Source organism: Pseudomonas sp. 3MAES_34.3B, assembly GCF_058145875.1.
Genome location: NZ_CM176960.1, coordinates 4,145,286 through 4,158,618, shown reverse-complemented (window position 1 = coordinate 4,158,618; position 13,333 = coordinate 4,145,286). Strand labels below are relative to the sequence as shown.

General features: G+C 52.5%; 10 protein-coding genes. 3 read left to right on the top strand and 7 right to left on the bottom strand.

What is annotated here, in order from left to right; genetic code table 11:
- Nucleotides 1-158: 158 nt before the first annotated feature.
- From AC3Z8Y_RS18465 to AC3Z8Y_RS18450, 4 genes are all read right to left on the bottom strand, one after another.
- Nucleotides 159-476: a hypothetical protein gene (locus AC3Z8Y_RS18465; RefSeq protein ID WP_490087046.1), complete on the bottom strand. Its 318-nt coding sequence runs from the start codon at nucleotides 474-476 to the stop codon at nucleotides 159-161.
- Between the two features lie 507 nt (nucleotides 477-983).
- Entirely contained in the window at nucleotides 984-1,598 is a 615-nt protein-coding gene (locus tag AC3Z8Y_RS18460; protein WP_490087045.1) for a hypothetical protein, read from the bottom strand.
- 19 nt (nucleotides 1,599-1,617) lie between these two features.
- Nucleotides 1,618-2,070, bottom strand: a complete 453-nt coding sequence (locus tag AC3Z8Y_RS18455; protein WP_490087044.1) for a hypothetical protein — start codon at nucleotides 2,068-2,070, stop codon at nucleotides 1,618-1,620.
- 16 nt (nucleotides 2,071-2,086) lie between these two features.
- A complete protein-coding gene (locus AC3Z8Y_RS18450; protein WP_490087043.1) occupies nucleotides 2,087-2,980 on the bottom strand; it encodes a hypothetical protein in 894 nt (297 codons plus the stop codon).
- A gap of 136 nt (nucleotides 2,981-3,116) precedes the next feature.
- Between AC3Z8Y_RS18450 and AC3Z8Y_RS18445 the strand changes: the two genes are divergently transcribed.
- A complete protein-coding gene (locus tag AC3Z8Y_RS18445) occupies nucleotides 3,117-3,362 on the top strand; it encodes a helix-turn-helix domain-containing protein (RefSeq protein WP_490087042.1) in 246 nt (81 codons plus the stop codon).
- A 313-nt stretch (nucleotides 3,363-3,675) separates the two neighbouring features.
- Here the strand turns inward: AC3Z8Y_RS18445 and eruA are convergent, their stop codons facing one another.
- The 3 genes from eruA to AC3Z8Y_RS18430 form a co-directional block, all read right to left on the bottom strand.
- Nucleotides 3,676-7,689, bottom strand: a complete 4,014-nt coding sequence (gene eruA / locus AC3Z8Y_RS18440) for an NACHT domain-containing antiphage protein EruA (protein ID WP_490087041.1) — start codon at nucleotides 7,687-7,689, stop codon at nucleotides 3,676-3,678.
- A 420-nt stretch (nucleotides 7,690-8,109) separates the two neighbouring features.
- Nucleotides 8,110-9,630, bottom strand: a complete 1,521-nt coding sequence (locus AC3Z8Y_RS18435; protein ID WP_490087040.1) for a calcium-binding protein — start codon at nucleotides 9,628-9,630, stop codon at nucleotides 8,110-8,112.
- Nucleotides 9,631-9,999: 369 nt separating this feature from the next.
- A complete protein-coding gene (locus AC3Z8Y_RS18430; protein WP_490087039.1) occupies nucleotides 10,000-10,893 on the bottom strand; it encodes a LysR family transcriptional regulator in 894 nt (297 codons plus the stop codon).
- 132 nt (nucleotides 10,894-11,025) lie between these two features.
- Between AC3Z8Y_RS18430 and AC3Z8Y_RS18425 the strand changes: the two genes are divergently transcribed.
- Together AC3Z8Y_RS18425 and AC3Z8Y_RS18420 are read left to right on the top strand one after the other, a co-directional pair.
- On the top strand, nucleotides 11,026-12,006 hold the full coding sequence (locus AC3Z8Y_RS18425) for an aldo/keto reductase (RefSeq protein ID WP_490087038.1): 981 nt from the start codon (nucleotides 11,026-11,028) through the stop codon (nucleotides 12,004-12,006).
- 859 nt (nucleotides 12,007-12,865) lie between these two features.
- The gene (locus AC3Z8Y_RS18420; RefSeq protein WP_490087037.1) at nucleotides 12,866-13,312 is read left to right on the top strand and encodes a DUF421 domain-containing protein; all 447 of its coding nucleotides are present in this window, start codon (nucleotides 12,866-12,868) and stop codon (nucleotides 13,310-13,312) included.
- Nucleotides 13,313-13,333 lie beyond the last annotated feature (21 nt).

Below are 13,333 nucleotides of genomic sequence, written 5' to 3'. Positions count from 1 at the left end.
GGGAAACTCCCATTCACATGCATCCTTCAGACGTTTTAGCAGCTGGACATCCTTGGCAGCACGGTCAGGATGATCCTTGCTTCCCGTCTCGTGGTGGAAACCCAAGTCCAGATAGTAATTCTGCCCGTTGTGAACGTAATAGATCAGCCATTCGCCGGTCACCTCTTGCCTGTCCCTCTTTCTCTGATATCCCCCAAGACAATTGCATGGCTCAGCGCGGCTTCTGCTCGTCGCTGGTTTTCCGGGGAAGCATCACAATCTATTAGCGCCTGGGCCTTTTCGATTTCCTTTCGCACCAATTCGTGCTTTTGAGCGAAGGGGCCCCACCATTGATTATCAAGATTGCAGCCAATGAACTGCGGGGCAGTCCAATGTTTCTTCCAAAACCGGCTCAGGACAGGACCGGTGAATCGCTCAGCGGCCTTGGTCGGAGTACGCTTGGCCAGCGGCGACCCCTCTAGTAGCAAGATTTTCATCCAAGATCGGCATAGTATTCACCACTCCCCCCCTGATGTAGTCGTTCAAGCGAATTGCCAGCGCACAACTCATCCTTGGCCAGAACGGGTATCCGCGAGATACCTCCTGTTTCAATAGTATAGCTTCGTCTTTTTGTAGGTATGGCATCATTCACCAGCCTCTCAGCTTATGTATAATTCATCTTCGATAAGGGCTGTAGGCCACGCCCCTCACTTCACGCTATCTTGGCCGGTTACTATCCCCCACAGGCTGGCTGAGGGAAAGCCGCCCATGGAATTACCCCATAGGTGGTCCAACCGGATTCACGTGTCGCCGCCCCTTAGACACTTTCCCCTCTGGCGTGCTTCCGCGTAGCGGGTTACCGCGCTTTGAGAGCTGCTTCGCGGAAGTAATCCCATCTAAAATGCCGAAGGGCAATCCGCAATGCGAGACAGAGTGGCCAGGGGAGGGCGGGTAAACAAGCTATTGCCTTAGACTACTCAGTCAAATGATGGCGAGGACCATTTTTAGATTGCTTCGGCCCAAGCTTCCTCAAGCCTCCGTGAGGCTTCGGCTGCAAGGCTGTTTTCTGAGCGTACGATCACGAATTTAAAGAAGAGTAGTGCCATGGTCAATATTGCTGAAAACAGTATGTGAAGGTTAACCATGTTGCTGACGCTTCCTCTCATGAACGCTATGCCTCCGTAGCAGAGTAGAACGAAGCCGCATACCCTATTTATGGCGAGCTTATTGAAGCGCCGGCCCATGACGTTGTAGCCGAGGGCCAAGCCAATAATACCCCACAGGATCGCTCCAAGATACCCAATGATTGGTACACTAAAGAGAAAGGCAAGGACTATAGGGCTCCATTTAATATTCCTGCCAACAATTTCAGTCGGAATTTCACGCCCACGCTTGAATGCAATTATCTGCTCATCAAACAGAAAGGCCAGTCCTATTTTTGATCCGGCTATTAAAGGCACTTCGCTATTTTCGAGTTTGACCTGCCTCACCTGCTGGGTTTTTATATTTTTAATCCATCCTTCTTTTTTGTGCGTAGTATCTATGCCGTTCCCAGTGCTGTGTACTGTGCTCGTGTGGTCGGCAGTCAGTACTTCAAATAGGCTCACAGATAATTTCATTGTTAACACCTAACTCTGATTAATTTCCAATCCTACTTATGATTCGGCAAAACTCTCGTTTTGCGCCTAATTCAGGCGTGTAGATACCAGCGGAGGCTACAAAGATTAACTGCACATCGCTGCCTGTTTTTTGCTGCTGAATGATCGCGTTCAAGGGGGCGTGCTTGTTGCTGAAGTTGACATTTTGATATGCAGATATGGTTTGATTCTTTTCATCTGCGTTTTCGATGTAATATCCGTCCGCAACAAGGATGTTATAAAGGCTATGATATGCGCTCTTTGGTCTTACCCCGGACAACGATGAAGAAGTGGAAAATCGCTTTCCAGTAAATATGCTGCCTTCTGTTTTGAAGTTTGACTCGCAGTCCTTTTCTGGGCCGGACGTTAAAGCGCAGCCAGTGAGCAGGCTTGAAATGACCATAAACAAAGCAATGCTGCGCATTGAAATTGCCAGTACTGTCTTGCGTTCCATTCTCGTTCGCTTCATATCAAATCGTCTTCGAAAGCAAAACGGCACCGGTCTTGTTGTCAACGACATCGACCTTTTGTGGTGAGATCATTACATACCGCTTGAGAAAAAGACGGCCGCCAAGGCGTTCTCGTTGCACGCTTTGGACGTGGCCGTAAACAACCAAGTGGGAGGACTCACGTGCGGCTTCCAATTTCCGCGCTAGATTTTCGTCATCTACAGCAAAGGATGCTTTAGACCCGCCTATGATTCCTACGTAGTAATTAGGAAGTGCAGATTGAAGATAGCATCGGGGTTTGGCTGCGCGTTGCATGCTTTGCGGTGAGCGCATTTCGTCATCTGTATAATCTTCTTTATCTGAAAATAGACAGTTGGAAACCTTGAATGTTTTCGTAGAGAAATCATACGAATCCAGTTGGCTTCGCGTTGCCAGTATGACCAACCGATTTCCCTGAACGCTCGCTCCCTCAGCTTGGACGAGCTTTAACACCTGCTCCGCCAGGTCATGCTTTTTGAAGGCGTCCTGAGCCTCTCGGTAACCGTGGCCGCTTTTGTATAGCTCTGGGTTTTCCGAGGTCACGTCGGGCGAGATTCTGTCCGTGACAGAGTCAACAATCTCCTCGGGTGTCTCATCCCAATTCCTCAAGGCTGTGTAGTACCGCATTGGTGCGACTGGAGTCAGGATGTCCTGGTAAGCGGACAGATCACCCGCGGCAACTGGTGGGAATTCTCGGCTCAGCGGGCCGTTTTTTTCGGCTTGAGCAGGGGGCACCTTGGTTGCCGATGGCTGAACGAGCGGTGCCGCCTTTTCAGACTTTTTGGGCGCGTCGTCGCTGTCTGAGCATCCGGCAAGCACCGCACATGCGAGTCCGATCCCGATGGCAAGATTTCTGGCTTTGCCATTCGCTTTCATACTGTATTCCTTCGGTTGCCCCAGCCCGGCCACGGATCAGGGCCCGTTCCTTAACGGGCAAGCCTAATGAGCTGTAGGTAAAAATGGGTCGTAAATACCGTGGTCATAAAGCCATCATACGGGCGAGATTCGCGGGATGGCAAGAATCTCGGCAGAATCCGACACGTACGGCGCCCTCCCAATGCTGGGAGCAGCGGTGCGTGCGCGTCGGAAGGCGCTTGCCCTTTCTCAGGAGGCCTTGGCAGACTTGGCGACAGTCGACCGATCTCATATGGGAAAGATCGAAAGGGGGGAGCGCAACGTAACCTTTCTAAACGTCGTGAGGATCGCAGCCGCATTAGGCTGCAAGCCATCAGACCTTCTGCTCGATGTTGGCTTGTGAATGCATCAACGCTCGCCTCTGAATCCTTGGGTGAATGCACGTACCGGGGAATGTTGAGCAATATGCAGATTCACCCTACGGAAGGCATTTCGGCCGGCAAGGCTAGGTAATAGAACCCTTTGCTAGCAAATGGCCGGCATTGAGCGGTGGCGTCCACTATGACCGACCGCTATCGACCCAAAGCGGACGTTGGCGACAGGCAGAGATCGGCCAGAAGCGGTCATTCCACCTGGCTACAAATCTAGGGGGATTCGGAGCGCAATATTTGGCCTCTTCTAGGCCTGCTGCGTCCAACCTTAGATGCGATCCTTCATTAGGCCTTAGAAACGTCTAGAACAAATACATCGATCAGCCCAGCTAGCTCTGGCGGCATCGTTTTCTCGATGCTGTTTTTCAGCTCCTGAGCGGTGTTGATATTTCGGTTTTTAATTCCTGCGACGTTCACATCCTGGCCAAACCAGATCACAAGATAAATGCCTTGGTGTTCAGCATCGGGGTGGATGGAGTAGCGCGCATATAGTTGCGCCGCCGCGGCAGTGTATAACTCTCTATGCCACTGACCTTTTACCTCAGTCACAAGCAACCGTCTTGTACCGCCAATCAATTTTGTCGCCGTGAAATCGCTGCGGTTAGCACTTTTTAGCTGATGTTCTGGCGTAATCGCAATGCCCTGAGGCTTGAGTGTTAGACTGAGACGTTCAGCAATGATCGCGGTAGCTCGTACTTCGTTCAAGTGCTTACCATTGTCGTAAAAACGATCGGCGGAGTTAAATTCACCACCACTTATTGCTTTCTGAAAATCTTGAAGCTCTTGGAGGACGAGTTGACGCAAACCTTCAACATTGACCACCATGTCGCGATCCAGTCGATCGACGATTTCCTGTGGCGTTGGCGGTTCGAAATACCTCCGGGCAATCTGACTGATTTTACGAGCACGTATGCTCCTAAGATCGTTATACATGTCTGCGAACTTAGGATCTGCAAGGAGACTATCAATGACACGGACGGCGTCATCGGAGACGTCTGAATCGATTAACCAAACAAATTCTTTCAAAAAACGGTACGCATTTTCTTCGTTGGGGCTTCCCGTACCCCAATGGCTCGGGAGGTCTACCTTTGGCCACTTGTCAATAAAGGCCTCTAGAACCGCCACCACTTTTCTTAATGTGAGCTTGGGCCAATGGGAGTGTTCGCTATAGTTAAATCGCCCAGAGCGCTCATTAAGGGAAAATATTGTGTCCTTGTCGGCTTTGAGCCAGTTCCAATATGTTTCCGGCGCGCCCTCTAAAAAGTAAAAAGCGCGCACGAACCAAAAAACACGCCTATTTTCGAGGTCTTCATCGCCTGTCGGGCTGGGCCAAACGGACATGAAAGTTGAGCAACGTTCTGCGATGATTTTTCGAAGAAAATCGCGATCACCGAATTCGGCCGCAAGCTCAAAGAGCGTATCAAGCGGTCCGAGCGCCAGATCAGAAAATCGGTCAAGCCATTCTATTGGGATTGCCGACCGTAGGTGGCTGAAGACCTCATCAACGCGTAACAACCAAATATCGGGATGTTGACAGCCCTTTTGTGCGAGTTGGGGCTCGACGTATTGCCGGAGAAAGGTTTCGGCACTTCCCGCACCTGCGAAAATCAATCGGTTGACTTCACGTTTCAGCGCATCACGTTCTTCGTCCGCCACTGCACCGTAGCCCATGTCGAGATTAGTTCGTAGTGCAGTCAGTAACGGCAGATCGACATTTTCCAGGTTTCCGTCGCTGCGCATGATTTCCAAGCAAGCTGCGAAAAGAACAGGTTCGGTGGACGCGCCCTGCGATGCACACTGTAATTCCGCAAGCCTGAGCAGATTGGGCACATCGGGAGCAATGAAATCTAAGCAATTTTTGAGAGCTTTACGAACGAGCACTTCATCACCGAATTCATGCTCGATTTGATCGGGCGCGTTAAGTACCAAATCAGCAAAGCGCGCAAGACAATTCCAATGCCGACCGCTTTCAACAAGCTTTCGATTGTCCCGCAAATATTGGATGTTCAGATTATTAATGTCGTTTTGTTCACGGTCGCGGCGTCTCATCCTCCGCCTGTGGGCAAACATGCTTTTTTGTTGGGATTGTGCAGATTGCGCGACTGCTCTGTTGAACTTCACCCACTCTCGCATTAAAGCAGGCTTCTCCAATGCCTGTTCACGCATGTGCCGTCGCAATTTGTTTGGGCCTCGCAGCGCTTGACTACGATTAAAGCTATGCATTGAGATGTAACTCGCCCACAGAGCAGGGTTATCGAATTCAAATGCCAGATCGACTATGAAGTTATAGTCATCGGATTGAAAGCGAAGGCCGGAGTGAGCGTGAAAATCAAACTTCTGTATTTTAGTCTCGAAAATATCGACGCTATTGGTAAGGTTCCCAAGTGCTTGCGCCATGATCCCTTGGCGCAATCCATCGTTATTTTGAAGCACTTCAACTGCCTTGCTCTGACCTGCTGATTTCTGCTCGTGAAAAATCAGATTTTCGATCCACTGCCAAACCCTTTCCGCGGCAAAAGGAGGCATTGCAAGTTCAAAGTATCGATCCAGTATTAGGCCTACAATCTTGCTGATCCCAATTCGACAATCACATTCATAATGTTTTTTCTTGCATGTGCACACAAGGTCTTTGGTTAAGTCATCAAGTAGCCACTCGATTGATATCAAATCAAGTCCGCCAACAAAGCGCTTTAGGAAATAACGCGTACCAATTGTGGATTTGTAAGGTTCTTGATGACGAGGATAAAGGTTTGCGCAGACTCGAAAGAAGCTGGTGAGGTAAGCTAAGCCTAATGCTTTTACGCCGATAGCCCCAAGGATGGTTACCGCAATTTTCAGAGAGGTATGACTGGCTTCTGAGACTAGGACTGCTAAATCGGCGCGATGGTCATGGCCGGACAGGTCGAGCAGACATCTGCTCGCCAACAAGCGAGTGTGTTCGCTCTCGCTTGAGTTCAACACGAGTTGACGCAGTTCTTGCGTCAGATGCGCAATCGCTGGTGACCCCGTCAACAGCTCAAGAATTAGATCACGCAAATGCCCATCGCCGCCGCTCGCTAGCAGAGGTCTAATCTCTGTCATAACCTCTTGGGTGAAGAAGCCTGAAGCACTGAACCGGCGCCAAGCATCTCCTCGGCGAAAATAGGGGTCCTTCGTTTCGACGTCTTTCAGGCCCTGTATAAGTAGCCGTTTTGAGGTGTATTCAAGTTGAGAGGGATCACCGTTCGCAAGTACCGCATAGGGATCAAGCTCAATAGCAGTCTCTTGAATCGGTCTGTTGCCTAGCGCCGCGAGCCAACCCAGTAATCCCCGGAGTTCATCTCGAACTACATTGTTCGGAGCGATGATAGGTAAGCATTTGTGTAATGTCAGAGGATCAACCGGATCAGCGATACGCTTTGCAAGGTAGTCTGCCGCACAGTATTCAGCAACGATTTTGTGAACAGGCCGGTGCTGATCCGCACTGTCTCCAGGTTTGAAAAGCCGAGTTGCCAAGATGCCTTCAGCTGCTGTGTGCTTGTCAAAAAGTGATGCCAACAGCGGATAGACCCGATCTGCGGTTAACTCGCTCGTCCCTATGCCTTCTGCTCCGGACAGCAAAAGCTTGGCGAACACTTCGGACGACAGAGCAACCCTTTGTTTGCTGGGTAGCGTCTGCGCTACATTGACGTTAGCTTCCTTCGCCAGACGCTCGACCGCTTGTGAAAATATATTTCGTTTATCTGTGAAGTGTCTGCCGCTTTCCATATAGGCATCTGCAAACATCTTGAGAAATTGGGGATTAGGGAGTAATGCTCCTAAGTCGAACCGAGCTACTTCTGCTTGGAACTTTGAAAATTCCTCACCCCGAACATGATGATGAAAAATTTCCCGCTGTTCTCCCTCTTCAAACTCGCAAAGCCTAACCACCAGCGGTGAGCATCCTAGATAGTCTTCGAATGCATTAGTGGCAGCTGTACCCCATTCGCTGGATCGGCTCGAAATAATGACGCGTGTTGGCTTTGCTTTCCTGGCGTTAGCAAGAAGGCTGTGAATACCCGTTTGATCGAGTTTGGCCAACTCATCAAACGCATCAATCACGAGTGGGGAGTTTTCGGTATCGGCCCCCAAGTGTTTGAACTTATTCGCGGTAACAGCTGAAGTTCTTAGCTGTCGGGCTAGGCTTCCCATAAGTTCAGTTTTCCCGCCTCCGGGTTCTGCTAAGACAACAACGTAATTTGAAGCTGCCAGCAACGCTTCTTCAGTGTAAATTCTGTCTTTATTGGAGAGGCTGCGCGGAAGGTAGAAAGTTGAATTCATAGGATAAATTCTGCGTTTTAAATTGCACCTTATTTACGGTGCTATGTCATTTCAGCCAGGTCAGCTTCACTGACTGTTCCTGCTGATGATAGTACGCCATTTCTATCTCGAGTAGGGCTTGCAAAATCTCTGGCGCTCAGGTTTTCGGTACGGTGCCAATCTCAGCAAGAGCTACCTGCCTGATCATAGGTTCGTGGTGCTGATTTGCGTTTACATTCTAAATCGCCCGCACGTTAGTAGACACGTCTGAAGACCGCTTTTAGCCGATTGCTCACCTTTGTGAAGGGCAGCTTTGGGTCGGTAGCGGTCCGTCGACACCGGCAGCAACCGACCCTTAGCAGCCGTTCGCTTAAGGCAACCTTGGAACGACAGCCGGCAGTAGGCAAGGACTACTGACGGCTACCTAAAGCGGCCTTTCACCTAAGCAGCATGAATATCATTAGGCGCAACACCTACTAATTCAATAGGCGCATCAGGAACGTGCTCGGCTGTAGAAATGGTGTTCGCAACGATCAGATTGTCTGAGGTGAAGGTCCTGGTATAGCCGCCCTCTAGGCCGATTTCGAAACGTTGGCCTTCGGCATTCAGGTCGTAGTCCTTGAGATAGGTGCGGTGCAGGGCTGTGTCGTAGATCAGCTTCAAGGTACCATCGTGGCCGTCGCCAAGGCCGGTATAGCCGAGAGCCGCCACGTCGATCTTGTCTTTGGTAACATCAAAACCCTTAATCAAGTCAACGTTGCCATAGCCATGAAAGCTGTCGCTGCCATCCAGATAGCGGAAAGTATCTACCCCATCCATGCCAAATGACGTATCACCGCCACTTAGCTCATCGCCGTCGCCGCCGCCGATCAAGATACCGCCGTCGCTTCCCGTAGAAAGCTCATCAAAGGTCGGCGTTCCGGTCAGGGTCTGGTCAGCATCGTCAGGATAGTTATCACCTGCGAAGATAAAACCATCAGCATCTTGATAAGCAACGCCACCATGGCCGGTCTGGTCGATATACACTTTGAAGCGGTTGTCCTGGGCATCGGCTTCAAAAGACTGCACCACGATATGCCCAAGGGTTTTGTCATAGGCGTAATTCAGCGTTCCGTTATAGCCATCACCCAGGCCAGTGAAGCCCAGCGCTGAAACGTCCAATACGTCCCCGCGGAACAGGTCGAAATCGCTGATAAAGTCAACGCTGGATACACCCGAGGCGTCGTTGACGAAACTGTCGCTGAGCTGGCGATAAAGGTAAGTTTCATGGTTCCAGCTGCCGATCATGTGGTCCGCACCTGCGCCGCCATCCAAGACGCTGGCGATTTTCCCGGCATACAGCGTGTCGTCGCCGTCCAGGCCATTGAGCGCGTATTGCTTGGTGCTGAAGCTGTAGTCCAGGGTATCGTTGCCATCTGTGCCGTCATGACGCAGTACAAAGTTGGCCGTGCTTAGCTGGCCTTGGTAATCGCCCGCCAGACGCACCTCGAAGAAATTGCCGCTGGCGTCTTTGTCCAGCGATCGCACGTAGGTAATGTCCGTGGCGACGTCATAGCTGACGGCCAGGTCGCCGTTATGGCCATTACCGATCCGCTCCAGGCCTAAAGCGGTCAGGTCCAATACATCGTAGGGGCCGTTGAAATTGGTAATCAGGTCCGAGTGAGAGCCTTCGGCATCAGCGTAGCTGTCAGTGAGCGACGTGAACACGAATTTCACTCGGTATCCGTAGGTTGCGCCGCCAGTGAGGGTATCGACCCCGGCACCGCCTACTAATGTGTCGCTGCCGCTGCGGCCATCCAGAGTGTCGTTCCCGGCGCCGCCGATCAAATGATCAGTCCAAAAGGTGCCGTTAATTACGTCATCGCCCGACGTACCGGTATAGGTATAGAAAGAGCCTTGATAATTAACTGTGACTTGCTCATCAATCGGTACCAGCGGAGCGGTTCTAGCGCCTGTGGGCATGCTATTGATCCTGAGTGGGTTGAATTGCTGGGTTTGGGTCGGCAATTCAGGCAGTAGCCCACCGGGCTAGACCTGCACGACTGTGACTGTCATGTAGTAGATGAATTGCATGGGCTCGTCAACGCGATCCTTCTCCATCAGGCAGCTCACCAGCGCGGTTGCTCTAGGTCTGACACCTTGGACGGTCAATGGCCGCTTCGGGTCGGTAGCTGTCTACCTCCACCGACAGCAAGCGACCCAAAGCGGCCCTTTATGAAGGGCAGGAACCAGCCAAAAGCAGACATCGATAATGATGTGGGTCAACTGTTGGAGGTTGTCGGTCACCAATCAGAAAATCGCATCCAATACTGGATTTGACCGCAGAGTCCCCTAAACCTTGTAGCGGAGAGCATTGACCATCAGTGCAAAGGCTGGCAAAGACTGCCTCCGGCTCGGGTAGTAAAGGTGATACCCGGGGAAAGTTGGCGACCAGTCTTCAAGAACACGGATCAACCGACCATCCTCGACATATGCCTGGACAAGATCCTCCGGTGCATATGCCAAACCGTATCCTTGCAAAGCGGCGGCCATTATTTGGGGTGAGTTGCTAAAGATCATCTGGCCAGACACCTGAACATGTAGCGCCTTACCGGCCTTGGAAAACTCCCAGGCATACAGACCACCATGAGTGGGCAAACGCAGGTTCGCACAGTTATGAGTGGTCAGATCTTGGGGGATCTGTGGTTTTGCACGATGAGCAAAGTAACTCGGCGCTCCCACCACAGCCATTCGAAAGTCAGGGGAAATCCTGACTGCGATCATGTCCTTTGCCACTTGATCGCCTATACGCACTCCGGCGTCGAAGCGTTCAGCCACGATATCGATTAACCTGTAGCCGATGTTGATCTCTAGAGTCAGATCGGGATACTCCGGCAGCAACCTAGAGAGTTTCGGCCAGAGAATGGTAGATGCCGCATGGTCGGGCGAGGTGATCCGGATAGTTCCGGCCGGCTTGTCACGCAGCTCTCCTAACGCGGCAATTTCAGCTTCTATCCCCTCGTAGTAAGGCACAAGGCTCACAAGCAATCGCTCGCCGGCTTCGGTCGGCGCCGCGCCGCGTGTGGTGCGGGCCAGCAAGCGGATACCAAGGCGTTCCTCAAGACTGCGGATGCTATGGCTAATAGCGGATTGGGATACACCCAAATGGGCCGCGGCTCTGGTGAAACTGCGCTCGCGCGCAACGGTGATGAACACCGCAAGGCTGTTGAAATCGTTCTGTGGCATTATGAATTCACCTCATACCGGTTATCGCAGTATGCCACTTCTTGAATGGGTGAGATGTTTATAAAGTCGCTGCATCCCCAATAACCAAACAATTTGTGGATTGGTTTCCAACACCCACAAAGGAGATGGATGATGCATAAGCGCAAAATCGGCAGCAACGGCCTCGAAGTTTCAGCCATTGGCCTGGGCTGCATGGGCCTGACATTCGGCTATGGCACCGCCACTGACAAAGCGGACGCAATCAAACTCATCCGGGCGGCCTTTGAGCGTGGCGTCACCCACTTCGATTCGGCAGAAGCCTATGGGCAAGTCAACGAAGAAATGGTTGGCGAAGCCGTTCAACCATTTCGCGAGCAGATCGTCATCGCGACAAAATTCGGTTTTAAGGACGGCAGTCCCGCCGCAGGGCTGGACAGTCGACCTGAGCGCATCCGCCAGGTTGCGGAAGAATCACTCAAGCGCCTGAAGACCGACTGCATTGACCTGTTTTACCAACATCGGGTCGATCCCAATGTTCCTATGGAAGATGTTGCCGGGGCCGTGCGCGACCTCATCACCGAAGGCAAGGTCAAATACTTTGGCATGTGTGAAGCCGGCGTAGACGCTATCCGTGGCGCCCATGCGGTGCAGCCGCTGTCGGCACTTCAAAGTGAGTATTCGATGTTCACCCGTGAGCCTGAACAGGTAATTATTCCAACCCTCGAAGCGCTCGGGATTGGCTTCATTCCCTTCAGTCCATTGGGCAAGGGGTTTTTGACCGGGAAAATTGATGCCGGCACGACCTTCTCCAACGGTGATGTCCGGAACAATTTGCCTCGTTTTGCTGACGGTGCCCGCGAGGCCAACCACCATCTCGTCACCCTGATCGATGAAATCGCCCAACGCAAGCAAGCCACCCCCGCCCAGATTGCACTGGCCTGGCTGCTGGCACAAAAGCCGTGGATTGCGCCTATCCCAGGTACAACCAAGCTGCATCGTCTGGAGGAGAACGTAGGCGGAGCAACCGTGGAATTGACCGTAGAAGACCTTCGTGAACTCGGTGAGGTTCTGGCCAAGGTGCCTGTACAAGGTGAGCGTTACACCGCGCAGATGATGAAAACCATCAACCGTTAAGCGTTCTTCAGCGCCTGACGGTGTTTCTTCAGGGGCACCGTCACGCACTCGTTTCCCACGATTCACCAGCACGGGCCGAACGGCCGCTTTGGGTTGATTCTGTTGAAAAAGTCGGACGCTGCTTTCACGGCAGAAAAGTAAGCGCTTGAGATTGAAATCTTGAATGTCCGCACCGGCATTGGGATACAGATTTTACGTAGCAGCGCTCAAAACAGGCTTCTTCACTAATCAGGGTCATGGCGATTCGAGAGAACCGACTTTTTCAACAGAATCGGTTGATAGCTGCCACTGCTAGCTTCGGTTTTCGCCATTTTCCGTGAACGCCCCGGTACGGGGCCGGTAAGCTACTCAGGAGGCCAACTGCTCCCAGCCTACGGTCGGGGTGCCCACCATGGCAATTCCGGCACTTGCCCCGACACGGTTCCAGCCTCTGTGGAGGTCACCACCGACACGGTATCGGCGAAAACGAAGCTGCGCTGTCTATCCGGCCCACAGGGTTGCCCGGCAGCGCAACCTCGAAGTGTGGCCATCGGCATCAGTCTCGTAACTATTCAGGCAGGTGTAGCCCGTGGCCTCATTGCTGCCGACCTGTGTGGATCGGTAGCTGCCAATAGAGGCAGGTGGCAACGATAGGGAGGGAAGCCTGGCCACGCCATACCAAGACCGGCGCTGTCCCAGGCTCGGTTCACGACAACTCGGCTCGCAGGCATGTGAGTAGCGCCGCCACATCAGCCCAGCGCCCAAGGTCATCCAGCGATGTGCCGGGATTCTCTGCAACGGTTGGCCGTCGGCAGATAAAACGAACCCGCGCGGCAAACGCCGGTTCATAACCTCCAGAAGGCGATGGAGGCAATGAACCGTGGAGTGGAATCGATTTCTGTTCGGCGAAGCCAGCCCCTGGATGTTGCTGGAAATATGCGGCCGCGCGGCCGTGCTGTACTGGATGCTGATGTACTGCATGCGTTTGCTGGGACGGCGCGTGGTGTCCCAATACACCTTGTTCGAGCTGTCCATCGTGGTCACGCTCGCCGGCGCCGTTGGGGTGCCGTTGCAGGCGCAGGAGCGAGGGCTTCTGCCGCCCTTGATCATCATCGCCGTACTGGTCTCTATCCAGCGGGTGGTAGTTGCGCTCAGCATCAAGAACGCCAGGGTCGCGGCGGCGGTATCAGGGCAACCCGACCTGATCGTGAGCCAGGGCTCACTGGTGCTCCCCGCACTCAAACAGGCGGGCTTGTCCCGGGAAAAACTTTACGCCCTGCTGCGCGACTTGCAGATCCAACATCTGGGGCAGGTTAGCCGCGCGTAGTTAGAGCCGTCCGGCAAACTG